The sequence below is a fragment of the Streptomyces sp. NPDC051963 genome, assembly GCF_044593495.1.
In the GTDB taxonomy this organism is placed as follows: Bacteria; Actinomycetota; Actinomycetes; order Streptomycetales; family Streptomycetaceae; genus Streptomyces.
In genome coordinates this window covers 1-24,868 of record NZ_JBIUCC010000010.1, presented here as the reverse complement: position 1 = coordinate 24,868, position 24,868 = coordinate 1, and the positions used below count along the sequence as shown (strand labels likewise).

The following is a 24,868-nucleotide window of genomic DNA, read 5'->3' as shown; positions in this document are numbered from 1 at the left end:
ATACTGAGGAGCACAAGCAATGCCGACGACTCTGTCCCGTGTCCATGCCGCCTATGCCCGTATCGAGGCCGTGGACCGTCCCGAGGTCTGGATCGATCTGCGCCCGCGGGAGGAGGTCGAGTCGGAGGCCGCCGCGCTCGACGAACGCGTCGGCCGCGGTGAGCGGCTCCCGCTCGCGGGCCGCCTGTTCGCCGCCAAGGGCAACATCGACGTGGCCGGGTTGCCGACCACGGCGGGCTGTCCGTCGTACGCCTACCGGCCGGAAGCCGATGCTCCGGTCGTGGCCCGGCTGCGTGCCGCCGGCGCGCTCGTCCTCGGCACCACGAACCTCGACCAGTTCGCGACCGGCCTGGTCGGCACCCGCTCCCCTCACGGTGCCGTGCGCAATGCCCACGACCCCTCCAGGATCAGCGGCGGTTCCAGTTCCGGATCGGCCGTGGCGGTGGCGCTCGGCATCGTCGACTTCGCGCTCGGCACGGACACCGCGGGCTCGGGCCGGGTTCCGGCCGCCTTCAACGGCATCGTCGGCCTCAAGCCCACCCGTGGTCTGGTCCCGACCGAGGGCGTCGTCCCGGCCTGCGCCTCGCTCGACTGCGTGACGGTGTTCGCGCGGACGCTCCCGGAAGCCGAGCAGGCGATGTCGTACATGACGGCGCTGCCCCAGCAACTCCCCCGGCGCGCTCCGGGCCCCTGGCGGATCGCGGTGGCGTCACCGGATCAGCTCGGCGAATTGGATCCGGGCTGGTCGGACGCCTACGAAGCGGCCGTACGACAGGTCGCCGAGGCGGGCGCGGAGGTGCGCACGCTCGACCTCACCCCGTTCACCGAGGCCGCCGCGATGCTCTACGAGGGCGCCTTCGTGGCCGAGCGCTACACCGCCGTCGGGAGCTTTGTCGACAAGTTGCTCTCCGAGGGCGGCGCCGGACTCGATCCCACCGTCGCCGGCATCATCACCCGCGCCCGCGACATCCCGGCCCACCAGCTCTACGCGGACCAGGAGCGGCTCGCGGTCCTGCGCGCCCGCGCCGAGGCCGAACTCGCCGACGCGGACGCCCTGTTGCTGCCCACCGCACCCGGCCACCCCACCCTCGCCGAGGTCGCCGCCGATCCGCTGGGCGCCAACGCCCGGTTGGGCCGCTTCACCAACTCCACGAACCTGTTCGATCTGGCGGCGGTGGCGGTCCCGGCGGGCGAGGTGAACGGCCTGCCGTTCGGCGTGATGCTGATCGGAGGGGCGTACACCGACGAACGGCTGACCCGGATCGCCGGACTGCTCCGGCCTCAGACCCGCCTCGCGGTCGTCGGCGCCCATCTGTCGGGCCAGCCTCTCAACCCCCAACTCCTCACGCTCGGCGCCCGGTTGGACCGTACGACCACCACCGCCCCCGCCTACCGCCTATACGCACTCACGACCACCCCGCCCAAGCCGGGCCTCGTCCATGTCGGCGAGGGCGGCGCGGCCGTCGAGGCCGAGGTGTGGCGCCTCCCGGCGGAGGGACTGGGCCGTCTGCTGGCCGCCCTCCCCCGCCCGATGGCGCTGGGCAGCGTCGAACTGGCCGACGGCAGCCGCGTCCCCGGTTTCCTGTGCGAGCCCGGAGCGCTGGACGACGCGGCCGACATCACGTCGTACGGAGGCTGGCGCGCGTATCTCGCGGCGGGCACCTCGGCGCAGCCGCCGCTTTAGCCGCGGTCACGACCATCGGAGGCCGCACACCCTGCCCGCTCACCAGGGAACCCCAGCCAGTCCCGGGGATTCAGGGAGGACGCCTCCGATGACCAGCTCGCCCCCGCCCACCCCGCCGAACAGCAGTCGTACAACCCGTGCGCTCACCGCCCGTCCACGCCTCACCCTCCTGCTCGTCCTGCTGCTCACCGCGGCGGCCGTTCTGCTCGGCAAGGGGGTCGCGGACCGGCTCGGCAGCGGCGGCTCGCAGATCCCGGGCTCCGAATCGACGTACGCCACCGCCCAGTTGGAGCAGCGGTTTCCCGCGTCCCAGCCGAATCTGCTGCTGCTCGTCCGCGCACCGAACGGTGTCGACGATCCGAAGGTGACCGCCGAGGCCCGCTCCCTCGCCCGCGATCTGACGCGGGAACCCGGCGTCGGCGGCGTCGTCTCGTACTGGGACGGCGGGGACAAGGCACTGCGCGCCAAGGACGGCGGCGAGGCGCTGATCACCGCGCACCTCAGCGGTGACGAGGATGCCGTCGACGACACCCTCAAGGAACTGGAGCCGCGCTACGGCGGTGAACACGGTGTGATGGACGTGGAGTTGGGCGGTCCGGCCGCTGTGCGGCACGCCTCGCAGGAGGTGATCGCCGAGGATCTGGTGCGGGCCGAGATGATCGCACTGCCGCTCACTCTCGTCCTGTTGGTGATCGTGTTCGGCAGTGCGGTCGCGGCGCTGCTGCCGCTGCTGGTGGGGATCGTGGCGATCCTCGGCACGAACGCGGTGCTGCGGATCGTCACCGAGTTCACCGATGTCTCGGTGTACGCGCAGAACCTCACGACGGCGCTGGGGCTCGGGCTCGCCATCGACTACGCCCTGCTCATCGTGCGCCGCCACCGCGAGGAGCTGGCGGCGGGGCTCGCACCCCGGGAGGCGGTGATCGCGACACTGCGGACGGCGGGCCGTACCGTGCTGTTCTCGGCGCTGACCGTCGCCGCGTGTCTGGCGTCGATGTTCGTGTTCCAGCAGTACTTCCTCAAGTCGTTCGCGTACGCCGGGATCGCCGTCGTACTGATCGCGGCGGCGGCCTCGTTGATCGCACTGCCTGCCGTGCTGGTTCTGCTGGGGCAGCGGGTGAACGCGCTGCGGCTGCCGATCGCCAGGAAGAGGTCGGGAGAGCCTGGGGCGGCCTGGGGCCGGCTCGCGCGGCTCGTGATGCGCCGCGCCCCGTACTTCGTCGTCGGCACGGTGGCCGTCCTCGTGGCCCTCGGCCTGCCCTTCAAGGACGTCCGCTTCGGCACGGCGGACGACCGGCAACTGCCCGAGTCGGCCGGTCCGCGGGTCGTGCAGCAGCAGCTGCGGGAGGAGTTCCCGGCGAGTCCGGGCAGTGCGCTCACCGTGCTCATCGAGGGTTCCGCCGACCGGGCGGCGGTCGCCGACTACAGCCGCGAGGTCTCCGCACTGCCGCATGTGGTCCAAGTGACGGGCCCCGCAGGACAGTTCGTGAAGGGAGCGCGGGCGGCCGGTGCGAGCGAGCAGCCGGGGTATCTCACGGTGCTGCACTCGGGTGAGGCCACCTCGCGCTCCAGCCTGGATCTGGTCGACGAGATCCGCGACGTCCCGGCGCCCTTCGACGCCTCGGTGACGGGCCCCGCCGCCGTCCTCGCCGACACCCAGGACGGCACCGCCGAACGTCTGCCCTGGGCGCTGGGCGTCATCGCCGCCGCCACCCTGGTCCTGGTCTTCCTGTTCACCGGCAGTGTGCTGCTGCCGGTGCTCGCGATCGTGCTCAACGCCCTGAGTCTGACGGCCATGTTCGGCGCGATGGTGTGGATCTTCCAACAGGGCCATCTGTCGGGGCCGCTGGGATTCACGCCCACGGGTGATATCGAAACCGCACTCCCCGTGCTGATGTTCTGTGTGGCGTTCGGACTGTCCATGGACTACGGGGTGTTCCTGATCTCCCGCATCAAGGAGGAGTACGAGTCCGGCGGCGACCACCGGGCCGCGATCGCGGACGGCATCCGCCGCACCGGCGGGCTGATCACCGCGGCGGCACTCATCCTGGCCGTGGTGATGGTCGCGATCGGTACCTCTCGGGTCACGAACATCAAGATGCTCGGCCTGGGTGTGGGGCTCGCGGTGCTGATGGACGCCATGGTGGTGCGGAGTCTGCTGGTGCCCGCCGTGCTGCGGCTGACCGGACGGGCCACCTGGTGGGCGCCGAGCGCGCTGCGGAGGCTGCACCGGCGCGCGGGAATGACCGAAAACACCACAGACACTCGGGAGTTGGTGCCTCAGTAGCGCCACACCCACATACCTGGCAGAGCGTTACCACACCTCCACCCTCCGCACAAATCCCGCACAAAACGGCCATAAGGCGGGGATACACTCCGGGCCTCAATCGGCGGACCCTGCTGTCCGCGTCTGCCTGGGGGGTGGATTGATTCGGATCCTGCTGGCCGAGGACGTCTCCATGGTGCGCGGTGCCCTGGTGGCCCTGCTCAACCTGGAGCCCGACCTGGAGGTGGTCGCGGAGGTCGAATCGGGGGACGAGGTGCTCGACGCCGCGCTCGCCTCCCGGCCCGACGTCGCGGTCATCGACCTCGACCTGCCCCGCATAGACGGCATCACGGCGGCGGCGCAGCTGCATCAGCGGCTGCCCGGCTGCCGTACCGTCATCCTCACCAGCCTCGGCAAGCCCGGCACCCTGCGCCGGGCGCTGGCCGAGCGGGTCACCGGATTCGTCCTGAAGGACTCGCCCGCCTCCTATCTCGCCGAAGTGGTCCGCAAGGCCGCCGAGGGCGAGCGGGTCGTCGACCCGGAGCTGGCGCTGTCCGCGTTCTCCGACGGGGAGTCCCCACTCACCGAGCGCGAGACGGAGATCCTGCGGCTGGCGGCGCGGGGCGCCGACGCCACGGAGATCGCCGAGGCACTGCATCTGTCGACGGGCACCGTCCGGAACTACCTCACCTCCGCCGTCACCAAGCTCAACGCGCGCAACAGGCTGGACGCGGTACGGATCGCGCAGGAGTCCGGCTGGTTGCTGTAGCGGCTCGAGGCGGTTCGCCCCGTCGTGGCTACCCGAAGTGCGCCGGCGCCTCCGCCGTCACGCGGTACCACCCCCGTTCGTCGGTGTCCACGCTGAGCCGGCCGCCGATCGCCGCGAGCCGCTCGGCGAGGTTGGCGAGACCTCCCGAGCCGTCGCCCTCCAGACACGGGAAGGGCCCCGAACGCGCCGCCCCCGCCCCGTCGTTGGCGATGACCAGCCGCACGAACCCCCCGTCCGTGCGCCGGGTCTCGATCCGGCACTCGGTGGCCTTGCTGTGCCGGACGATATTGGTGACGCCCTCCCGCAGCACCGTCGACAGCACCGTCCCGACGGGTCCCTGGCTCTCGCAGCGCAGATCCACACTGGCGCGGACGTCGGCGGCGGTGAGCAGCGAACGCGCCGACTCCGCCTCCAGGGTGAGCGACAGATCGCGGTAGCCGCGCGCCACGGTGCGTACGTCGGACAGCGCCTGGCGGGCCACCACCAGCAGACCGTCCAACTCCTCGCGGGAACGCTCGGGTTGCTGCCGTACGAGTCGTTGTGCGAGATCCGCCTTGAGGGTGATCGCGGAGAGGCTGTAGCCGAGTAGGTCGTGCAGGTCACGGGCGTAGCGGCGGCGCTCCTGCTCGACCGCGCGCCAGGCCAGCATCTCCCGTTCCTCACGGGCGGTCCGCACCAGCCGGCTCAGGCGTGCGGTGCCGTACACGACGAGGGCGACGACGGCGGTGGACCAGCCCGCGTACAGCCAGCGGGCGAGCCCGGCGCCCTCCGAGAAGGCGGCGGCGCACTCCCCGACGACTGCGAGCGCGGCGAGTACACGGCCCGTGCGCGCCGCCACCGTGAGCAGCAGTGAGCCGGCGAAGTATCCGGCCATCCCGGGCCACACAGGTCCCGGCGTGACGACGGGCAGGAAGCAGAGGACCCCCTGCGCGGTGAGCGTCAGGCCCAGCCGATGCCCGCGGATCCGGGGCCGCAGATCCAGGCTGAGCAGCAGGAACAGCAGATACGTCCCCAGGAGCGCGGCCACGCCGAGCGCGGCGGCGGCAGGGCGCGGGTGTTCGGCGGCAATCGCGCACACGCCCAGGGGCAGGAACACGACGGGCATGATCAGGACGGCGCGTGTGACGTGCTCCGGCGCCGTCTGTGGTGCGGTGGCGCGTGCGGGCATGCCAAGCGCCCATTCGGCCGGTGCGGACATCGGACTCCCCCCAGAGTCTCCCCGGAGTCTCCCCAACTCTCGGGTCCAGACGGGCGGATGGTAGGCGAGGCGGAGCCCCCGCCGACAGTGCGCATCTGTTACGCCGCCGAATTGAGCCATATCACCCATGTGGGTGCGTGATGGATTCATGTCGGCTTCGTGCCGTGGTCACTGGCGCCCGGTGCACACCTGCTGCCACCGTCGAAAGGGCATTCCATGCGGTGTGCTGAACCATCTGGGGGACAACTTGATGGAGATCGCCTTACTCGGACCGCTCGGCGCTCGGATCGGTCAGGCGTCAGTCGTTCCGAGTGCCGCAAAACCACGCAAGGTCCTGGCGCTGCTCGGGCTCAACTGCGGGCGTCCGGTGAGTGTTTCCATACTGGTGGACGAGCTGTGGGGGGACCGGCCGCCGCGTTCGGCCGAGGCCACGCTCCACACGTATGTGAAACAGCTTCGCCGGCTCATCGCGCACGCACTTGATCCCGACGTGCCCTCGGGGTCTGTCTCGGAAGTGGCGCCGCTTCCGACGCAGGCCGTCGGCCCCCGGGACGTGCTGCGGCGCGTCCCGGGGGGCTATCTCCTCGATGTCCCCGCCGACTCGACCGACGCCGCCCGCTTCGAACAGCTCGCCGCGGCGGGCCGCCGGGCGCTGGAGGAGGGGGTGGTCGAGGAGGGCTGCGCACTGCTGGTGCGGGCGCTCCGGCTGTGGCGGGGGCCCGTACTCGCCGATGTGGAGCCGGGGTTCGTGCTGCGCGCCGAGGTGCTGCGGCTCGACGAGCTGCGGATGGCGGCCTTCGAGGAGCGCTTCGACGCGGAGCTGCGACTCGGCCGGCATCGGGCCGTGCTCGGTGAACTCGCCTCGCTCGCCTCCCGGTTCCCGCTGCACGAGACCCTGCACGCACAGCTGATCCTCGCCCTGCACCGGGGCGGCCGCTCCTGGCAGGCCCTGGAGACGTTCCGCGCGCTGCACCGCACCCTCGTGGACGAGCTCGGACTCCAACCGTCCCCCCGGCTACGGGAGTTGCACGCGGCGGTGCTGCGCGGGGATCCGGCGCTGGAGAGCGGGGGGACCTGGTTGCCGCGGCCGCTGGCAGCCCGGTGACGGAGTACCTGTCGCGTCCACCGCGACCCGACGCCGCCGGCCGGCTGATCTGCTTCCCCTACGCGGGCGGGGGCGCCTCCGCCTACGCCCGCTGGGAGCAGGGGCTGGCCCGGCGGGGCGCCGCGGTGGACGTCCTGCCGGTACGGCTGCCCGGCCGCGAGGGCCGCATCGCCGAACCCCGCCGCACCGAACTCGCCCCGCTCGTAGCGGAGTTGGACGCCGAGCTGGGCCCGGTACTGGACGCGGACGGTCCGCCGGTGCTGCTGTACGGGCACAGCATGGGCGCCCTGCTCGCCTACGAGGTCATACGACGCCGCCGGCAACGCGGCGCCCGCCCACCGACCGCCGCCCTGCTCGCCGCATACCGCGCCCCACACCTGCCCCCGCCACGCATCGGCACCTCCAACACGTCGGACGAAGACCTGACCCGAGAGCTTGCGGCACTCGGCGGCCTGCCACCGGTGCTCCTCGGCCACCCTGAATGGCTGCTCGCCCTGCTGCCGGTGGTACGGGACGACCTCAAACTGTGCGCCGACGCGAACGGCACGGCGGACCCGGTCGACGTCCCGCTGTACCTGTTCGCCGGGGAGACGGACACGTTGGTGCCCGAGGCAGACATCAGGGAATGGCGCACATGCACCACCCGCGGCTGGGAACTCCGGACCGTCCCGGGCGGTCACTTCTTCCTCCGCACCCACGAGCCCGCCCTGCTCGACGCGGTGGCGTCGGTGGTACGGCGGTACGTCACGCCGCCGCGTCCTGTACGGCGACCGGGGCCGGACCCCGTCGCCTCCGCACCCGAAGAAGCCTGATCGCCGTCACCCCGCCGACCGCGGCCAGGGGCACGTCGGCCCAGAAGGTCCAACGCCAGTGGGACGCGGGCACGTTGGCTCCGGCAACGAGTCCCACGGTTATGCCGACGATGAGCACGGCGCCCCACATCACGATCAGCCGGTTCGTGTGTACCGGCACAAGGAGGAGCGCGGCGGCGGTCAGTGCGGCCGCCCCCGCGCCCTGTGCCGCTCGCAGTGCGAGGAAGGGTTCGGTGTCCGGTACGAGCGTGGCGGCGACGGAGGCCTGGGCGAACAGCCACAGCCCGATGAGCAGCATCACCAGCGGGCCGGTGCGTCGGCCGAGTCGCCGGGCGGGCAGGACGAGGGCGCCGAGGCCGGCGGCGTAGGCGATGACGGCCCATGGCAGCCAGGTCGCGGACAGGCCGTTCGCGGCACGCAGTTCGTCCCCGAGCGTCGCGACGACGGCACCGGCGCCGGCGATGACGAACTGGTGGAGGGCGAGGGCGGCGAGGAGTGGGCGGGGTGCGTCAACCATGGGCGTCCTGCTGCACCTTGGCGACCCGCTCCCCCGGCTGCTGGAGCTGGAAGTAGGCGCCCGCGAGGACCTTGTGGGTGAGGCGTTCGCTGTGGTCGACGGTCCGGTACAGGGTGCGGCGCCAGGCGCCGCCGATTCGGCCGCCGAGGGAGAAGAGGCGTTCCTGGCGCAGTTGGAGGGCGCGGGAGCGGGCCACGGATGCCTCGCGGGCGCGCTGGAAGCGGTCGGTGGCGTCGGTGAGGGCGGCCGGACCCTCGGGGAGCGCCTCCTGGAGCAGCGGCGCCAGTGTCACCGCGTCGATGATGGCGTGGTTGACGCCCTGGCCGAGGATCGGTGTGAGGGTGTGCGCCGCGTCGCCGACGAGGACGAGACCCGGGGCGGACCAACGCGGAACCACGGTCGTGAAGATGTCGAGCATGGATGTGTCCGACCACCCGCGGATGTGATTGCGAACGGCGTCCGACAGTTCGGACGCGAGCAGATCGAGGCGCTGGTGCAGCAGCGGAAGCCCGTGCTTGCGGATCTCCTTCAAGCCACCCTTGGGAATGTTGAAGCCGACGCGCACACTGTCGGGCCGGGTCGGGATGAACAGCCCGTGCTGGTCGCCCCGGATGCGCACCCGGTATGTACGGTCGTCCCAACTGTCGTACGGAAACGGCAGCTTGAGCCAGACCACGTCACGGTCGAGCGGCATCACCTCCGCGTCCAGCCCCGCCATCTCCCGCACCTTGCTGAACCGGCCGTCCGCGCCGACGGTGAGCGTGGCGCGGACGGTGGTCTCACCGTCACCGGTGCGCGCCCGCACGCCGGTGACCTGGTCCCCGTCCTGCAGCAGCTCCATGGCCGTCGCACCCCGGATCAGCGTGAACGCGGGGTTCTCGGCGCCGGCTTCGGCGAGCGTCGTCAGCAGGGTGTGCTGCGGAAGCTCGACGGGGAACGGGTGCGGGTACCGGAAGCGGTCGAAGTCGGCGTGGAGCACGCGGTGCCCGGAGTCCTCGATCTCGAACCGGTGCATCTGGACGTACGCCCCGTCGAGCCGGTCGAGGATGCCCAGCCGGTCCAGGAGCCACACCGAGTCGGGTGACACGGACTCCCCGCGGAACGAGCGGTTGAAGTGCTTCGACGCCTCCAGCACGACGACGTCGACCCCGCTCCGGGCGAGTTCCACGGCGAGGGTGAGTCCGGCGGGCCCGCCGCCCACCACACAGACCTGGGTACGCAGTTCGCGCCCTGTTACGTCCATCGTCCCGCCTTCCGTGGGCCGTACTGTCGTGCCCCACCCTCGGCAGCCGCCCTTGCGCCCGCCTTGCGCCACCGGTGACCGCACAAGGGACCGTTAAGGCCCGGCTCGCAGGCTCCCTGCCATGACCACCGAGACGACGGCGGCGGCCGGTCCACTCGACCGGCTGCGCCTGATGCACTCCGACGGCAGCCTCACGGCACGCCGGCACGATCTGCCCGCGCTGCTCGACTCGCTGGCCACCGGCGACGACCCGGCGGCAGCGCTGCGGACGGCGGGACGGCTCATCGGTTCCGTCCGCGAGCAGCTGGCCGGCACCGGGATCGCGACGCTCACCGTGTCGATCGACGGCAGCGGCACGCTCGACGGCCTGGTGCCTTCGCTGACCGCGGAGCTGGCCAGGCACCGCCTGCTGCTGCGCCCGCTCACCGGCGACCACGGCGCCTGGCAACGGTCCCTGCTGGACGCGCACAGCTCCGTGTACGCGCCCGGCACCGCCCTCGCCCTGTGTGTGCTCGACGCCTCGGTGGTCTTCGACTCGCTCCCGACGCCCTGGACGGCGAAGGACGTCACGTCGGCCGCACGGGACTTCCTCTCCCGCCTCGACCGCCTCACCGCCCACCACGCCCGGCACGGCCACGGCACCCTCGTCCTCAACACCCTCCCGCTGCTGCGCGAGCACACGCACCAACTCGTCGACCACCGTTCGCGCATCGAACTCGGATTGGCATGGCGGGAGTTGAACGCAGGCCTCCTCCGACTGGCCACCACCCACCCCCGCACCCACACCGTCGACCTGGAGCCACTGGCGAACGCGAGCGGCCCGGTCCGCGACACCCGCCTCGCCGGATACGCCCGCGCCCGACTCGGCGCCGAACTGCTCGCCGGGTACGCCCGCGAGGTCGCCCATCTGGCCCGCACCCTGCGCGGCCGTACGAAGAAGGTCCTGGTCCTGGACGCGGACAACACCCTGTGGGACGGCGTCCTGGGCGACGCGGGCCCCGAGGGCATCGCCGCCGCGTCCACCCTGCGCGGCGAGGCATTCGGCCGGTTCCAGCGGGTGATACGGCAGCTCGGCGCCCAGGGCGTACTGCTCGCCGTCTGCTCGAAGAACGACCAGGAGCCACTGGTCCACGTCCTGCGCACGCACCCCGACATGGCCCTGTCCGAGGACGAGTTCACCGTCGTACGCGGGGACTGGGGACCCAAGGACGAGGGGCTGCGGGTGATCGCCGAGCGGCTGGGGCTCGGGGTGGACGGTCTCGTCTTCGCGGACGACTCGCCGTTCGAGCGGGCGCAGGTCTCCGCGGCGCTGCCCGAGGTGGCGGTCGTACCGCTGGACGACGAACCGGCCCTGCACGCCGAACGCCTCCTCGCCGACGGCTGGTTCGACGTGCCGGAGCTGACGGACACGGACCGGCAGCGCGGCGCGCAGTACCGCAGCGAGGGCGAGCGGCGGGAGCTGCTGGAGAACGCGGAGTCGTACGAGGACTTCCTCGCGCGGCTCGAAGTGACGGTGGACGTGACTACACTGCGGCCGCACGAGGTGGCCCGTGTCGCCCAACTCACCCAGCGCACCAACCAGTTCAACCTGACGACCCGGCGCATGACGGCGGACGGGGTGCGCGAGGCCGCCGAGTCGGGCCTGGTCCTCACCGTCGCCGCCGCCGACCGGTTCGGCGACAACGGCCTGGTCGGCGCGGTGTTCGTGACGTACGAGGACGACGGCTGGCACATCGACAACGCGCTGCTCAGCTGCCGGGTCTTCGACCGCCGTATCGAACACGCGGCGTTCGGCGGGGTGTTGGCGCTGGCCCGGGACGCGGGAGCGGTCGCGGTGCACGGCCGGTTCCGGCGCACTCCGAAGAACCACCGTTTCGCGGACTTCTATCTCTCGCTCGGCTTCACACCGTCCGGCCCGCCACAGCCCGGCGGGGCCGCCGACTTCCGGCACGCGTTACGGGACCTGCCCGCCGTGCCCGGCCACATCGCACTCACCGTGACAGGGGGACGGCCGTGACCAGCACATCGCTCCGCTCCGCGCCGGCGCAGCAGGACACGTTCACCCGCGTCGTCCTGGAGCGTGCCGCCGCGCACCCGGAGCGCGCCGCGTTCATCTATCTCCCGGACCGCTCGGACGGCACCGATCCCGAGCAGCTGACGTATGGCGACCTGGACGTGCAGGCGCGCAGGGTCGCGGCCTGGCTCCAGGAGCGGCACGCGACCGGCCGCCCGGTGCTGCTGCTGCACCCGCCGGGCCCGGAGTTCCTGGCGGCGTTCGCGGGCTGCCTGTACGCCGGAGCCGTCGCGGTGCCGGCCCCGCTGCCCACGGACCAGGGCGAGCAACTCACCCGCGTGGGCGGCATATTGCGCGACTCCGAAGCGGTGGCCGTGCTCACGACGTCCACGTACGCGCCGCTGCTCCAGGCCTGGCTGAACTCCCTGGACCTGCCCCACGTCCACACCCTGGCCACCGACGCGGGGGCGCTGATGCACGCCCCCGGCCCCGAGCAGTGGCGCCCGACGGCCGTCCGCCCGGACGATCTCGCCTTCCTCCAGTACACGTCGGGCTCGACCAGCGACCCCAAGGGCGTCATGGTCACGCACGCCAATCTGCTCGCCAACGAGGCGGCGATCCACCGCTGGGGCGGCACCAGGGAGCACATGGTCGTCGGCGGCTGGCTGCCGCACTACCACGACCTCGGGCTGATCGGTCATCTCCTCCAGCCGCTGTACGCGGGCGGCGTCTCGGTCCAGATGTCGCCGCTGTCGTTCCTGAAACGGCCCTGGCGCTGGCTGGAGATGATCGGCACCTACCAGGTCGAGGGGTCGGGAGCGCCCGACTTCGCGTTCGAGCTGTGCACCCGCCGTATCACCGACGAACAGTTGGAGCGGCTCGACCTGTCCAGCTGGCGGGTGGCCCCGAACGGCGCCGAGCCGGTACGCGCCGAGACCCTGCGGGCCTTCGCCGAGCGGTTCGCGCCGGCCGGCTTCCGCGCCGAGGCGTTCACCCCCTGCTACGGCCTCGCCGAGACGACGCTCCTGGTCACCGGCGCCGACTCCGCGAAGCAGCCCACCGTTCTGACGGTCGACTCCGCCGCCCTCGAACAGGGCGTCCTGGCCGAGGGCACGGACCGCACCCTGGTCTCCAGCGGCACGGTCCGCGACTGCGAGATACGGATCTGCGACCCGGAGACGGGCGCCGAACCGGGGGACGGGCGGGTCGGCGAGGTGTGGGTGCGCGGACCGAGCGTGACGGCGGGCTACTACGGCAACAAGGCGGCCACCGCGGAGTGCTTCCGCCCGGACGGCTGGGTGCGCACGGGCGACCTGGGGGTCCTGGACGGCGGCGAGCTGTATGTCACCGGCCGGATCAAGGAGGTCGTGGTCCTCGCGGGCCGCAACCTCTACCCGCACGACGTCGAGCGCGCCGCCAGGTCGGCCGATCCGTCGCTGGCCCGTGGCGCGGGCGCGGCATTCGGCGTGACCGCGGACGGCCGCGAGCATCTGGTGCTGATCCTGGAGGTGCGCCTGAGAAGGTCCGGTTCGGACGCGCCCCAAAGGGGCGCGGGGAACTGCGCGACCAGCCACGACGGACCCGCAGACGAGCAACGGCCAATCGCGGCGCTGCACGAAGTGGCGACCGCCGTCCAGCACACGCTCGGCCGGGAGTTCGCGCTCCCCGTCGGCACCGTCCTGCTGGTCCGCCCCGGCTCGGTCCGCCGTACGACCAGCGGAAAGGTCCGCCGTCGTGCGATGCGGGAGCTGTTCCTGCAAGGCGAGGTGACACCGCTGTACGAGGTGCTGGACCCGGCGGTACGGGCCGTACGGGAGGGCGGCTCATGACGGAGCACTCCCCCTACCGCCTCGCCGAGGAGCTGGAGCACGCCCTCGGCGACCCCACCGACGCCCGCACCACGTTCTCGTACACCACCTGCCTGGACCTGGACGCCCGCGAGGAGTTCCCGGCGCGGATCTGCCGGGACCTCGACGCCTGGGGCCTGCCCGACTACTACGTGCCGGTCCGCCACGGCGGCCGGCTGCGGGACTACGAGCATGCGCTCCAGCTCGTCCGGACGGTCGCCCGGCGCGATCTGACGGTGGCCGTCGCGCACGGCAAGACGTATCTGGGCGCGGTGTGCGTGTGGGTCGCGGGCGGCGACGAGCAGGCGTCGCGGCTCGGCGCGGACGTACGGGCCGGGGTGCCGGTCGCGCTCGCGCTCACCGAACGGGCCCACGGAAGCGACCTGTTGGCGGGCGAGGTGACCGCGCGGCGGACCGACGGCGGCTGGCGGCTGCACGGCGAGAAGTGGCTGATCAACAACGCCACCCGCGGCACGCTCCTCTCCGTCCTGGCCCGCACGGACCCGGGGGGCGGCCCCCGCGGCTTCAGCGTCCTGCTCACCGACAAACGCGAGCTGGCGCCGGCCGCCTACCGACACCTGCCGAAGGTGCCCACCCACGGCATCCGCGGCGCCGACATCTCCGGGATCGTCCTGGACGGCGCCCAGGTGGGCCCGCACGCCCTGGTGGGAGCGGAGGGCACGGGCATCGAGACGGTGCTCAAGGCCCTCCAGCTCACCCGCACCATGTGCGCCTCCCTCTCCCTCGGCGCCGCCGACCACGGCCTGCACAGCGCCCTCGGCTTCGCCCGCGAACGCCGCCTGTACGGCCGTAGCCTCACCGAACTCCCGCAGGCACGGCATGTGTTGGCGTCCGCGGCGGCCGACGTCATCGCCCATGAGGCGCTCGCGCTCGTCGCGTCCCGCATGGTGCACACCGCCACGGACGAACTGTCGCTCATCGCCGCCGTGACGAAGTACCTGCTGCCGACCGGCACGGAAGACGTGCTCTGCGCACTCGGCGGAGTGCTCGGGGCGCGGGCCTTCCTGGTCTCGGGGCAGGGCGTCGGGCCGTACGGCATGTTCCAGAAGGTGGAGCGCGACCACCGGATCGTCGGCCTCTTCGACGGCAACACGCTGGTCAATCTGACCGCGCTGGTGCAGCAGTTCCGTTCGCTGGTACGGCATTGGACGCGCTCCACGGCCGACCCCGCCCCGGCGCTGGCGGCCTGCGAACTGGCCGTACCGCTCCCGGAGTTCGAGCCCACGCGGCTGTCACTCAAGGCCCGCGGCGGCAGTTCGCTGCCGGCCGCGCTGCCCGGGCTGATCGAGGAGCTGCGGGAACAGGCCGCGGAGCAACCCGCCTTGAAGTGGGCGGTGGACGCGGCCCTGCGGCTGCTGGACGTCACCGACCGGCTCCACGACCGGATGGCCGGCTTCGCCGACCTGGTCGCCGATGTCCCCGAGGACGCCTTCGAACTGGCCCGCCACTACTGCCTGTGCGTCACGGCCGCCGCCTGTCTGGGGCTGTGGGTGTGCAACACCCGTGGTGCCGCCGGGCAGGACGGGCTGTGGCGGGACGGGGTGTGGCTGCGGGCCGTGCTCGACCGGCTGCTCGTACGGCTGGGCGAGGAGCCGCCGGATACCGGTGACGCGTATGACGAGCTGCTCGAAGAGGCCCTCCGCGCGCATGAGCGGGGCCGGCTGTTCTCGCTGCTGCGGCTCGACCTGGTGCGGGGGTCCGTGTGATGACGGAAACGGCACTGCGGGCGGCAGAGCTCGCGCGGGCTTTCGGAGACCCCCACAACCCCGAAAACCCCCTCGGGCAGGAGCAGTTGACGGCCGCCGACGAGCGCGGTGAACTCAGCGCGGACGGCGAGGCGCTGCTCGACGGGTTCGAGCTCGGTGCCGAGTACGTGCCGGTGGAGCTGGGCGGGCGGCTGACCCGGCTCGACGGTCTGGTGCGGGTGCTGCGCGAGGTGTTCCGCCGGGATGTGGGCCTCGGCCTAGGGCACGGTGTCACGTCGTTCATGGCGGCGGTGAACGTCTGGGCGGCGGGCTCGCCCGAGCAGCGTGCCGGGCTGGCGCGGCTGCTGCTGGACGGCGGCAAGGTGTCCGTCGCCTACCACGAGCTGGCACACGGCAACGACTTCCTGCGCGTGGACTTCACCGCGCGTGCGGGGCGCGGCGGCTATCGCCTGTACGGGGCGAAGGAGGTCATCAACAACGCGGACCGGGCACGGGCCTGGGTGCTCTTCGCCCGTACCGACCCGGCGCCGGGCAGCCGCAGCCACTCGGTGCTGCTCGCGGGCCCCGACCAGGTGCCGGCCGACCGCTGGCAGCCGCTCCCCCGCTACCGCACGGCGGGCGTACGCGGCTGCCGGATCTCCGGGCTCGCCTTCCGGGACTGTCCGTTGCCCGCGTCGGCCCTGGTCGGCGAGGAGGGGCGGGGCGGCGAGGTCGCGCTGCGGTCCTTCCAGGTGACCCGGAGTGCGCTGCCCGGGATGGCGATCGGAACGGCGGACAGCTGCCTGCGCACGGTGCTGCGTTTCGCGCTGGGACGGCGCCTGTACCACCGCACCGTCATCCAACTCCCGCACGCGGCAGCCGTACTGACGAACGCGTTCGCCGACCTGCTCCTCTGCGACAGCCTGTCGCTCGCCGCCACCCGCACGGTCCATCTGCTGCCCGAGCAGGCCAGTGTCACATCGGCGGCCGTGAAGTACCTGGTGCCGAAGCTGCTCACGGACAGTGTGCGTGAGCTGTCGGTGGTGCTAGGCGCCCGCTTCTATGTCCGCGAGGGCGAACACGCGGCCTTCGGACGGCATGTGCGGGACCTGCCGGTGCTCTCGCTCGGCCACGCCGGTCCGACGGCCTGTCTGGCGACGCTGGTACCGCAACTGCGGAGGCTGGCAACCGCACGACAACTCACCTCCCCCGACGGCCTGTTCACGATCGAGGACGAAGACGTCCCGCCCGGGATCCCCTTCGACCGGCTCACGCTCGCCGCGACCGGAGACCCGCTCACCGCGACACTCACCCAGACGGACGCACCCGTCCCCGACCTGCTGCGGGACCTGACCGCGGAGTTGGCCGAAGTCCGCCGCGCCTGCCGCGCCCTGTCCCCGGCCGACCGCACTCCGCTCGCCTCCCCGGCCGCGTTCGCCCTGGCCGCGCGGTACGCCGAACTGCTCGGCGCCGCTGCCGCCGTCGGCGTCTGGCGGTCCGCCCGCGAGGGGTTCCTCGCGGACCCGGCATGGCTGGGCGCGGCCCTGCACCGCTCGGCACGCCGCCTGGGCCTGCGCGAGGGCGGCATCCCCGCGGCATACGCGGAACCGCTCCGGGCCGAACTGCTGAGCAGATACGAGACGTCGCATTCATTCGATCTCTACGACCACGCGTAGCAACGGCGCCACGCGGACCGCTCCCGATCCTGCCGCTCTCAACCTGGAGGACGTCATGTCCTTGCCCACCGTCCCCACGGAGCAGTCCCTGATCGACTGGCTCACCACCCGCGTAGGCGCCTATCTGCGGCGCGACCCGGCCGAGATCGACCCCACGGTGCCGCTCGCCGAGTACGGACTGGACTCGGTGGCCGCGCTCAGCCTCTGCGGCGATGTGGAGGACCACTTCGGCATCCCCGTGGATCCCACGGCCGCCTGGGACTTCCCGACCGTGCGGGCGCTCGCCGGTCACCTCTGGAAAGAGCTGGAGAACGCCGGATGAGCGCAGTTGCCGTAACCGGTCTCGACTGCCGTTTCCCGGGTGCTGAGGATCCGCACGGCTTCTGGGACTTACTCATGCGCGGCGGCGACGGCATCGGCCGGGTCCCACGCGAACGCTGGGATCCGGCGGTGACGGGCGGACCGACCGAAGCCGGCTTCATCGCGGACGCGGACGCCTTCGACCACGGCTTCTTCACCATCACCCCGCGCGAGGCCGGCTCCATGGATCCGCAGCAGCGGCTGATGCTCCAGTGCGCATGGCGGGCCTTCGAGGACGCGGGCATCGCGCCGCACCGGCTGGCGGGGTCGGCGACCGGGGTGTTCGTCGGGGTGATGGGCAGCGAGTGGGCGCAGCTGACGCTGACCGACCTGCCGGGCATCACCCCGCAGATCGGTTCCGGCAACGGCTACTGCATGATCGCCAACCGGGTCTCGTACCACCTGGACCTCAGGGGCCCGTGCCTGGCCGTCGACACGGCGTGCTCGTCCTCGCTGGTCGCGGTGCATCTGGCGGTGAACGCACTGCTGTCCGGTGAGTGCGACCGGGCCCTCGCGGGCGGCGTCAACATCACGATGACGCCCGCGCTCGGCCTGTTCTACGAACGGGCGGGGCTCGCGGCACCGGACGGCCGCTGCAAGCCGTTCAGCGCGGAGGCGAACGGCATCGGGCGCGGTGAGGGCGTCGGGGCCGTCGTGCTGCGGCGCCTGGAGGACGCGCTCGCCGACGGCGATCACGTGTACGCGGTGATCCGCGGCACAGCCGTCAACCAGGACGGCCGGAGCAACGGCCTGACAGCGCCGAGCCGTTGGTCGCAACAGGAGGTGATGGCGGCGGCGTACCGCAGGGCGCGCACAGACCCGGGCGACGTCGTGTTCACCGAGGGACACGGCACCGGCACCGCCCTCGGCGACATGATCGAGGCAAAGGCCCTCGGTGCCTGGCACACGGGCCGCGCCCGCCCGATGGCCCTCGGCTCGGTCAAGGGCAACCTCGGCCACACGGAGGGCGCCGCCGGGATCGCCGGCCTCATCAAGGTGGCCCTCGCCCTGCACCACCGCACGGTCCCCGTCAGCCGCTTCGCCGCACACGAGAACCCGGGCCTGCTGCTCGCGGAGAAGGGGCTGAGGCTCCTCAAGGCACCCCTACGACTCTCCGGCGGCCCGGCACTGGCGGGCCTGAGCAGCTTCGGCATGGGCGGCACGAACGCACACGCCGTCCTGGAGTCGGCGCCATCCCTCCGCCCCAAGGCTTCGGCGCCGCCCGCACTCGGCGCCCACGTCTTCACCCTCACGGCTCCTGACGCGCCCGCGCTGCGCCGCAACCTCACCGCGCAGTCCGAGGCCATCGGCCGACGCCGGTCACCGGTAGCGCCACTGTGCCGGGCCTCGCACCGGGTCAAGTCGGGGCACGCGATACGGGCGGCGGTCGTGGTGGGCACGGAGGACGGCAGCACACGGCTGGCGGAGGTACTGCGCACGGCAGCCAAGGAGAACGGCAGCAAGCCGCCCGCAGCCAGCGCCCCTGCAACCGCGCCACCCACCTCCCCCCGTCAACCCCCGCTGATCGCCGCCCTGTTCACCGGCCAGGGCGCCCAGTACCCCACCATGGGCGCCCGCCTCTACCGTTCCTCCCCGCTCTACCGCCGTCACCTCGACGCGGCCGACGCGGCGCTGTTGCCGTACACCGAAAAGTCCGTACGCGACCTGCTCCTGCGCGGCGACGCGGCCGTGCACCGCACGCGCTGGGCGCAACCGGCCCTGTTCGCCGTCGGCTACGCGCTGGGTGCCGCCCTCGCGGAGGTAGGCGTGCACCCGGGGCTGCTGCTCGGGCACAGCGTGGGCGAGTTCGCGGCGGCGGTGCATGCCGAGGCCCTGTCCCTGCCGGACGCGGCCAGGCTGATCGCGGCGCGGGGCGCGCTGATGGAGGAACTCCCCGACGGCGGCGGCATGCTGGCCGTCCAGGCGCCGGCGGACCGGCTGCACGAGCTGGTCGAGCCCGAACCCCTGGTCGGCTTCGCCGCCTTCAACGGCCCCCGGTCCACGGTCCTCTCCGGCGATCTGGCCGCCCTGGACCGTATCGCGTCCGCCCTCGACGGCGTCCGCGTCCGCCGGCTGGAGGTCTCGCACGCCTTCCACTCCCCGCTCATGCGGCCGGTTCTCGAACCGTTCCACCGCATCGCCGAGGAGACGGCGGGCGGCGTCCCGCGCACCCCGTTCTACTCGACGGTGCGCGGCAAACTCCTGGAGTCGGAGCCGCTGGACGCCGCGTACTGGACGGAGCACATCGACGCTCCCGTCCTCTTCGCGGACGCCGCCGCCCAACTCCTGGACGAACGCCCCACGCACGTGATCGAGCTGGGCCCCCGCCCGGTCCTGACCGCCCTGGCCCGCCGTATCGCGACCGACCACCCCCCGGTCCCGCTGCACCCGCTGCCGGGCGAGTCCGCGACCGGCACGGAACTGGCGGCGACGGTGGCCGCCCTGTACCGGGCGGGCCTGGAAGTGGACTGGCACGACGAGGGCCCGACGAGGCGACTGATGCCGTACGTCTTCGCGACGGAAGCCCGCTTCTGGCGCGGCGGCCCGCCACCCCCACCCCCACCCGACACAGAACCCGACCACCTCCCACCCACCAACTCGATCGAGACCTGCGTCCTGGAAGCCGTGGCCGAACTGGGCGGCTACGACCTCACCGCCCTCTCCCCCCACTCACGCCCCCAGGAGGACCTCGGCCTGGACTCGGTCACGCTGATCGAGTTGAAGGCACGCGTGGAGGCACGGCTGCCCGCTCTCGGGCCACTGCCGGTCCAGGAGTTGCTCGGCCATCTGTCCACGCTCGGCGACCTCATCGCGTACGTCACCGCGCGCGCCGCACAAGGTGGCGTCACCTCACCGTCGGAGCCCGCCAAATGACCGTGTCCGCGCCCCTCGCTGGCCCCATCGTCCACATAACCGCCGCCGGTTCGGCGCTGCCCGGCGCACCCGTCGACAACGCCTCCCTGGCCGCGTCCCTGGGCGTCAACGAGGAGTGGATCGACCACTTCATCGGCACCCGCACCCGCCACTTCGCCCGCGATCTCGCCACCGGGGAGGTCCGCTGGTCCCTGGCCGACCTGTGCGCCGAGGCCGCCTCGCAGGCGATGGAGTGCGCGGGCACCGACCCGGCCGAGATCGAGTTCGTGGTGCTGGGCACGGCGACACCGGACCATCTGATGCCGGCCACCGTCAACGAGGTCGCCGACCGTCTCGGCCTCGATCAACTCCCCACCTACCAGCTCCAGTCGGGCTGCGCGGGCGCGGTCCAGGCCCTCGCGCTCGCGCACACCTTCATCAGCAGCGGCACCCACCGCACCGGCCTCGCCATCGGCGGCGACGTCTGCACCAAACACCTCGACCTGCGCCGCGACCTCGCCTCGGCGGCACCCGGCGACCTGGTCAACTGCGTCCTCTTCGGCGACGGCGCGGGCGCCGCCGTCATCGGCGCCGACTACGGCGAGCACCCCGTCGCCCTGCGCCGCACCCTCAACCGCTGTACGGGGCTCGGCCGCACCCCAGGCCAGATCATCGACTGGTTCGGGCTGGCCGACCGGCACGACCAGCGCCAGGCGCTCACCGAGGACTACAAGGCCATCGAGACCTCGGTGCCCGCGATGGCCGTGGAGATCCTCTGGGAACTCCTCGACGAACTGGGCTGGTCGGCCGAGGACCTGGACTTCCTCCTCCCACCACAGCTGTCCGGCCGTATGACCCGGCTGATCACCGAGCGTCTGGGACTGCCCGACGCACGCGAGATCAGCTGCGTGGCGGACACCGGCAACAACGGCAACGCACTCCCCTTCCTCCAGCTCGAACAGCTGATGAAGGAGATCGCGCCCGGCCAGAAGGCCCTGGCGGTCGCGGTCGAGTCAAGCAAGTGGATCAAGGCGGGATTCGCCTTGGAAGGACTGTAGAAGTCGAAAGGACTGCCAGAGATGCCCACAGAGACAGACCCCCACCCCCACCACCCCCTCCCCCTCCCCGAGTTCGCGCGTCTGGTGCGCGACGAGACGGGCCTCCCGCTGGGCACGACACCCGCCGAGGAAACGGCCCTGCTGGACGCCGACTTCGACGAGCTGCCCGAGTGGGACTCCATGTACCTGCTGAAGCTGGTGACCGCCCTGGAGCAAGCTCTCGGCCACTCCGTCCCGGTCGGCCACCTCCTCGAAGCACGCAGCCTCCGGCGCATCCACGAGCTGGTGATGAAGCCATGAGGGCCTCTTCGAGCACCGTCCACCCCGTACGCGACCGCCGTCACACCCTCTACTTCCTGGAGTACGCCGCCCGCCAGCGCCCGGTGTTCCTGGACACGGACGTAGACATGGGCGCCGTCCACGCCCACCGTGCCGCCGCCGAGCGCCGCTACTCGACGGTGACGTACGTCCTGCACGCCGCGGGCCGCACCCTGCACCGCCACCCCGAAGCCAACGCCGCCCTGGCACCGCGCCGACTGCGCGCCCCACGCACAGTCCGCTTCCCCTCGGTCACCGCCAAGCTCGCGCTGGACGCCAAGTCGCTCTCCGGGGAACGTGTCGTACTGTCCGCGCTGATCCCCGACCTGGAGACGGCGAGCCTCGACACCATCCAGGACCAGATCGACCGCTACCGCTCGCCGGATGTGGCCGCCCTCCCGGAGTTCCGTGGCGTACGGGCCCTCGTACGGCTCCCGGTATGGCTGGGCCGCGCCGCGTTCGCGCACGCCGTCCGCGGCGCCCGACGGCGCGCGGCGGTCCTCGGCACGGTCTCCGTCAGCTCCCTGGGCCATCGCCCGGTGGACGGCTTCCACTCCACGGGCGGTACGGCGGTGACATTCACCTGCGGCCGTACGACCCCCCGTCCGGTCGTCCGCGAGGACGGCAGCATCGAGGCCGCCCCCGTCATGCGACTGGGCCTCGCCTTCGACCACCGCGTCCTGGACGGCGCGGCCGCGGCCGACGTCCTAGGGGAGCTGACGTACACGCTGGAGCACGGCAGTTGGGAGGCCCCTTCCGATGCCCCACCACACCTCGCCCCCGTCACCACCCTGCGCTCCCCCTCCCCCTCTCCCGCCCGTGCCCCTCACCGCCCGGCCGGCTGAGGCGGCGGCCCTGTTGCTGGCTCGGGGGACGGTCGCGGCGTACGGCTCCGTATCCGACTGGTCCGACCGGGCGCCGCGTCTACGGGGCACGGACGCCACCAGGCTCCGCGGGTCGACCCATCCCGACGTCCGGGCTCGATTCCTCGCGGCACGGGCCCTTCTCCACCACATCACCGGCACGGCGGAGCTCACCTACACCTCCACCGGCCGCCCTTGCCTGCGCGAGTACGCCGTCAGCCTCAGCCACACCGGCGACCTGGTGCTCGTAGGCCTGTGTACCCGCACCCGCCTCACGATCGGCGTCGACGTGGAGCGCGCCGACCGTCGCCTGGACGGCCCTCGCTTCCCGAGCCGCATGTGCACTCCGGGGGAGCTGACCCGCCTGGCCCGCACGCCGCCGGACGCCCGCAACGCGCTACTGCTGCGCTGGTGGACGTCGAAGGAGGCATACAGCAAGGCGCTCGGCCACGGCCTGGGCCTGGACTTCACGACGTTCGACGCACACCCGCCACCCACCTGGACCCTGCACACCCAAACCCTCACCACGGAGACCCCCTACACGACGGCAGTCGCGATCGGCCCCGCCTCCCCCAAGGACACCCCATGAGCCTGGACCCGACCCCGGTCACCCTCCCCGGCCCCCTCGCCGAACTCAAGGAGTACGCGCGACTGCACGCCCGCAACCAGGGCCTGTCCGCCCGCGACACGACCCGCATCCTGGACCGCATAGACAACGACACCCCCGGCTCCCCGTCCTCCTGGACCCGAGTCTGGCGCACCCGCGCAGACGAACTCGCTGCCCGCGGCCGCCTGTTGGACGCCTGCCGCCACTACACGCTGGCCCGCTTCCCATACCCATACGACGAACCACGCCACCACGCACAACAAGCAGCTGTAGAGACCTTCAACCGCTGGCGCACCACACAACCCGCCATCGAACGCATCGAACTACCCCACCCGACCGACCCATTGGCCTGCTGGGCAACGGGTCTGGACCGCGACCGCCCCCTTCTCCTCGTCATGGGCGGCATCATCAGTGTCAAGGAGCAGTGGGCCCCCCTGCTGCCCCGCCTCAGCCGCATGGGCTACGCGGCGGTCGTGGCGGAACTGCCCGGCGTAGGCGAGAACACCCACCGCTACACACCGGATTCATGGCGCCTGCTCCCCCACCTCCTCGACGCCCTCGCCCCCCGAGCCCGCACGGACGCCACCTCGCTCCTCTTCCTCAGCTTCAGCGGCCATCTGGCCCTGCGCGCGGCCGCCGCCGACACCCGCATCCGGCGCATCCTGACGGTGGGCGCCCCCGTGTCGGAGTTCTTCACCGACGCTGACTGGTGGCAGCGCCTACCCAGCCTGACCAGGGACACCCTGCGCCGCCTGACGGCCACAGCCCACGAGACAGAACTCCGCACCGCACTCAGGGACTTCGCCCTCGCCCCGACAACCCTGCGGGACATCGACGCATCCGTGCGCTACGTCGCCAGCACGCGCGACGAGATCATCCCACCCACAGATCCGGCCCTCCTGAGTGCCACACTGGCCGACATCCGGATCAAGCAGATCGACGATGTGCACGGATCACCCGGTCATCCGGGGACGGTACGGCGCTGGCTCGCCTGGAACCTACGGGGAAAGCCGACCGGCTGACCGGCACCGGCCCGCCGACGACCCGCGAGTGCGCGCGGGCGAGGCCGGGCCCCGGCTCCACGCCCAACTCGTCGTGAAGCGCACGCCGTACGGTCCGATAGGCACGCAGCGCGTCCGCCGTCCGTCCCGCCCGCCGCAGCGCCTCCATCAGATGACAGTGCAACTGCTCCCGCAACGGATGGGCATGGGCCAGCTCCGTCAGCTCACCGGTCAGCTCCTCGTGCCGCCCGAGCCGCAGATCGGCCTCGATGCGCAACTCGATCGCTTCGAGCCGCAGTTCCTCCAACCGGGCGGCAGCGGCGGCCAGCGCGGGCCCGTGCTCCACCCCCGACACAGCGGGCCCCTGCCACAGGGCAAGCGCCTCACCCAGCGTCCGTGAAACGGCCACGAAGTCACCCCGCCGTGCGGCCCCGCGCCCGTCCCGGTGCAACTCCTCGAACCGCGCCAGATCGAACTCGCCGGGCGCCACGCGCAGCAGATACCCAGGAGCCCGCGTCTCCAACGGCGTGCCCCCACCCTCCCCGATCGCCTTGCGCAAATGGGAGACGTAGACCTGAAGGGTGGTAGCCGCGGTGCGCGGCGGCCCCTGCGGCCACAACTCGTCGAACAGCGAGGACGCGGACACCACCCGCCCCGCCCTGAGCAGCAGCGCGGCGAGCACGGCCCGCTGCTTGGCCGCCGAGGGCGTACGGGGTTCGAGCCGAACGGGACCGAGCACACGAAAGCGCATGCCGACAGCTCCTCTCCACTACGGGCGACCAGCCTCCCGCGCCCCCCGGGAGCGGGACGGGAAACCCACGGGAGATCCACTGGAGCGCCCCTGTAGCACGAGCCCGCACTCGCAGACGGCGGCAAGGGGACGTGGCGGGGGTGTCCGCCCGCAGCGGTTGGCGCGTCAACACGGGCACCTTTCCAAGAGACCGATTCCGCGCCGTTCCGAGGACGGACAC

20 protein-coding genes are annotated in these 24,868 nt (G+C 72.2%); 16 read left to right on the top strand and 4 right to left on the bottom strand.

What is annotated here, in order from left to right:
- Window positions 1–19: 19 nt before the first annotated feature.
- From atzF to ACIHFB_RS37005, 3 genes are all read left to right on the top strand, one after another.
- A complete protein-coding gene (atzF, locus tag ACIHFB_RS37015) occupies window positions 20–1,684 on the top strand; it encodes an allophanate hydrolase (RefSeq protein ID WP_400129210.1) in 1,665 nt (554 codons plus the stop codon).
- An 88-nt stretch (window positions 1,685–1,772) separates the two neighbouring features.
- Window positions 1,773–3,971: an MMPL family transporter gene (locus tag ACIHFB_RS37010; RefSeq protein ID WP_400129208.1), complete on the top strand. Its 2,199-nt coding sequence runs from the start codon at window positions 1,773–1,775 to the stop codon at window positions 3,969–3,971.
- 139 nt (window positions 3,972–4,110) lie between these two features.
- Entirely contained in the window at window positions 4,111–4,719 is a 609-nt protein-coding gene (locus ACIHFB_RS37005) for a response regulator transcription factor (protein WP_365282378.1), read from the top strand.
- Between the two features lie 28 nt (window positions 4,720–4,747).
- On the opposite strand, the gene ACIHFB_RS37000 is transcribed toward ACIHFB_RS37005, so the two are convergent.
- A complete protein-coding gene (locus tag ACIHFB_RS37000) occupies window positions 4,748–5,917 on the bottom strand; it encodes a sensor histidine kinase (protein WP_400129207.1) in 1,170 nt (389 codons plus the stop codon).
- 250 nt (window positions 5,918–6,167) lie between these two features.
- Between ACIHFB_RS37000 and ACIHFB_RS36995 the strand changes: the two genes are divergently transcribed.
- Together ACIHFB_RS36995 and ACIHFB_RS36990 are read left to right on the top strand one after the other, a co-directional pair.
- Window positions 6,168–7,022 (top strand): BTAD domain-containing putative transcriptional regulator, encoded by an 855-nt coding sequence (locus ACIHFB_RS36995; protein WP_400129206.1) that lies wholly within the window; start codon window positions 6,168–6,170, stop codon window positions 7,020–7,022.
- Window positions 7,019–7,834: a thioesterase II family protein gene (locus ACIHFB_RS36990; RefSeq protein ID WP_400129205.1), complete on the top strand. Its 816-nt coding sequence runs from the start codon at window positions 7,019–7,021 to the stop codon at window positions 7,832–7,834. Before ACIHFB_RS36995 ends, ACIHFB_RS36990 begins: the two co-directional genes overlap by 4 nt.
- On the opposite strand, the gene ACIHFB_RS36985 is transcribed toward ACIHFB_RS36990, so the two are convergent.
- Together ACIHFB_RS36985 and ACIHFB_RS36980 are read right to left on the bottom strand one after the other, a co-directional pair.
- Entirely contained in the window at window positions 7,767–8,351 is a 585-nt protein-coding gene (locus ACIHFB_RS36985; protein ID WP_400129204.1) for an MFS transporter, read from the bottom strand. The two genes, ACIHFB_RS36990 and ACIHFB_RS36985, sit on opposite strands and share 68 nt — an antisense overlap.
- Window positions 8,344–9,594, bottom strand: a complete 1,251-nt coding sequence (locus tag ACIHFB_RS36980) for an FAD-dependent oxidoreductase (RefSeq protein WP_400129203.1) — start codon at window positions 9,592–9,594, stop codon at window positions 8,344–8,346. The genes ACIHFB_RS36985 and ACIHFB_RS36980 overlap by 8 nt, the downstream gene beginning before the upstream one ends.
- Before the next feature lie 121 nt (window positions 9,595–9,715).
- On the opposite strand from ACIHFB_RS36980, the gene ACIHFB_RS36975 reads away from it, so the two are divergent.
- From ACIHFB_RS36975 to ACIHFB_RS36925, 11 genes are read left to right on the top strand one after another with little or no spacing between them, the layout of a single operon-like run.
- The gene (locus ACIHFB_RS36975) at window positions 9,716–11,611 is read left to right on the top strand and encodes an HAD-IIIC family phosphatase (protein WP_400129202.1); all 1,896 of its coding nucleotides are present in this window, start codon (window positions 9,716–9,718) and stop codon (window positions 11,609–11,611) included.
- Entirely contained in the window at window positions 11,608–13,437 is a 1,830-nt protein-coding gene (locus ACIHFB_RS36970; protein WP_400129201.1) for a fatty acyl-AMP ligase, read from the top strand. Before ACIHFB_RS36975 ends, ACIHFB_RS36970 begins: the two co-directional genes overlap by 4 nt.
- Complete coding sequence (locus tag ACIHFB_RS36965; protein WP_400129200.1) at window positions 13,434–15,182, top strand: acyl-CoA dehydrogenase family protein; 1,749 nt, start codon at window positions 13,434–13,436, stop codon at window positions 15,180–15,182. The genes ACIHFB_RS36970 and ACIHFB_RS36965 overlap by 4 nt, the downstream gene beginning before the upstream one ends.
- On the top strand, window positions 15,182–16,837 hold the full coding sequence (locus tag ACIHFB_RS36960; protein ID WP_400129199.1) for an acyl-CoA dehydrogenase family protein: 1,656 nt from the start codon (window positions 15,182–15,184) through the stop codon (window positions 16,835–16,837). The genes ACIHFB_RS36965 and ACIHFB_RS36960 overlap by 1 nt, the downstream gene beginning before the upstream one ends.
- 55 nt (window positions 16,838–16,892) lie before the next feature.
- Complete coding sequence (locus ACIHFB_RS36955; RefSeq protein WP_301978518.1) at window positions 16,893–17,159, top strand: acyl carrier protein; 267 nt, start codon at window positions 16,893–16,895, stop codon at window positions 17,157–17,159.
- Window positions 17,156–20,071 carry a type I polyketide synthase gene (locus ACIHFB_RS36950; protein ID WP_400129198.1) on the top strand — a complete coding sequence of 972 codons (2,916 nt, stop codon included), beginning with the start codon at window positions 17,156–17,158 and terminating at the stop codon, window positions 20,069–20,071. The genes ACIHFB_RS36955 and ACIHFB_RS36950 overlap by 4 nt, the downstream gene beginning before the upstream one ends.
- A complete protein-coding gene (locus ACIHFB_RS36945; protein ID WP_400129197.1) occupies window positions 20,068–21,108 on the top strand; it encodes a 3-oxoacyl-ACP synthase III family protein in 1,041 nt (346 codons plus the stop codon). Before ACIHFB_RS36950 ends, ACIHFB_RS36945 begins: the two co-directional genes overlap by 4 nt.
- A gap of 21 nt (window positions 21,109–21,129) precedes the next feature.
- On the top strand, window positions 21,130–21,408 hold the full coding sequence (locus ACIHFB_RS36940; RefSeq protein ID WP_365282366.1) for a phosphopantetheine-binding protein: 279 nt from the start codon (window positions 21,130–21,132) through the stop codon (window positions 21,406–21,408).
- Window positions 21,405–22,271: a 2-oxo acid dehydrogenase subunit E2 gene (locus ACIHFB_RS36935; RefSeq protein WP_400129196.1), complete on the top strand. Its 867-nt coding sequence runs from the start codon at window positions 21,405–21,407 to the stop codon at window positions 22,269–22,271. The genes ACIHFB_RS36940 and ACIHFB_RS36935 overlap by 4 nt, the downstream gene beginning before the upstream one ends.
- A complete protein-coding gene (locus ACIHFB_RS36930; protein WP_365282364.1) occupies window positions 22,246–22,878 on the top strand; it encodes a 4'-phosphopantetheinyl transferase superfamily protein in 633 nt (210 codons plus the stop codon). Before ACIHFB_RS36935 ends, ACIHFB_RS36930 begins: the two co-directional genes overlap by 26 nt.
- Window positions 22,875–23,918, top strand: coding sequence for an alpha/beta hydrolase (locus ACIHFB_RS36925; protein WP_365282363.1), 1,044 nt, complete (start codon window positions 22,875–22,877; stop codon window positions 23,916–23,918). Before ACIHFB_RS36930 ends, ACIHFB_RS36925 begins: the two co-directional genes overlap by 4 nt.
- Here ACIHFB_RS36925 and ACIHFB_RS36920 read toward each other — a convergent pair.
- A complete protein-coding gene (locus ACIHFB_RS36920; RefSeq protein ID WP_400129195.1) occupies window positions 23,824–24,648 on the bottom strand; it encodes a BTAD domain-containing putative transcriptional regulator in 825 nt (274 codons plus the stop codon). The two genes, ACIHFB_RS36925 and ACIHFB_RS36920, sit on opposite strands and share 95 nt — an antisense overlap.
- Window positions 24,649–24,868: the final 220 nt, after the last annotated feature.

Excerpts from the sequence above, each read along its gene's own strand:
- atzF (WP_400129210.1), top strand. The coding sequence starts at position 20 with ATGCCGACGACTCTGTCCCGTGTCCATGCCGCCTATGCCCGTATCGAG.
- ACIHFB_RS37010 (WP_400129208.1), top strand. The coding sequence starts at position 1,773 with ATGACCAGCTCGCCCCCGCCCACCCCGCCGAACAGCAGTCGTACAACC.
- ACIHFB_RS37000 (WP_400129207.1), bottom strand. The coding sequence starts at position 5,917 with ATGTCCGCACCGGCCGAATGGGCGCTTGGCATGCCCGCACGCGCCACC.
- ACIHFB_RS36995 (WP_400129206.1), top strand. The coding sequence starts at position 6,168 with ATGGAGATCGCCTTACTCGGACCGCTCGGCGCTCGGATCGGTCAGGCG.
- ACIHFB_RS36985 (WP_400129204.1), bottom strand. The coding sequence starts at position 8,351 with ATGGTTGACGCACCCCGCCCACTCCTCGCCGCCCTCGCCCTCCACCAG.
- ACIHFB_RS36980 (WP_400129203.1), bottom strand. The coding sequence starts at position 9,594 with ATGGACGTAACAGGGCGCGAACTGCGTACCCAGGTCTGTGTGGTGGGC.
- ACIHFB_RS36975 (WP_400129202.1), top strand. The coding sequence starts at position 9,716 with ATGACCACCGAGACGACGGCGGCGGCCGGTCCACTCGACCGGCTGCGC.
- ACIHFB_RS36965 (WP_400129200.1), top strand. The coding sequence starts at position 13,434 with ATGACGGAGCACTCCCCCTACCGCCTCGCCGAGGAGCTGGAGCACGCC.
- ACIHFB_RS36960 (WP_400129199.1), top strand. The coding sequence starts at position 15,182 with ATGACGGAAACGGCACTGCGGGCGGCAGAGCTCGCGCGGGCTTTCGGA.
- ACIHFB_RS36955 (WP_301978518.1), top strand. The coding sequence starts at position 16,893 with ATGTCCTTGCCCACCGTCCCCACGGAGCAGTCCCTGATCGACTGGCTC.
- ACIHFB_RS36950 (WP_400129198.1), top strand. The coding sequence starts at position 17,156 with ATGAGCGCAGTTGCCGTAACCGGTCTCGACTGCCGTTTCCCGGGTGCT.
- ACIHFB_RS36945 (WP_400129197.1), top strand. The coding sequence starts at position 20,068 with ATGACCGTGTCCGCGCCCCTCGCTGGCCCCATCGTCCACATAACCGCC.
- ACIHFB_RS36940 (WP_365282366.1), top strand. The coding sequence starts at position 21,130 with ATGCCCACAGAGACAGACCCCCACCCCCACCACCCCCTCCCCCTCCCC.
- ACIHFB_RS36935 (WP_400129196.1), top strand. The coding sequence starts at position 21,405 with ATGAGGGCCTCTTCGAGCACCGTCCACCCCGTACGCGACCGCCGTCAC.
- ACIHFB_RS36925 (WP_365282363.1), top strand. The coding sequence starts at position 22,875 with ATGAGCCTGGACCCGACCCCGGTCACCCTCCCCGGCCCCCTCGCCGAA.
- ACIHFB_RS36920 (WP_400129195.1), bottom strand. The coding sequence starts at position 24,648 with ATGCGCTTTCGTGTGCTCGGTCCCGTTCGGCTCGAACCCCGTACGCCC.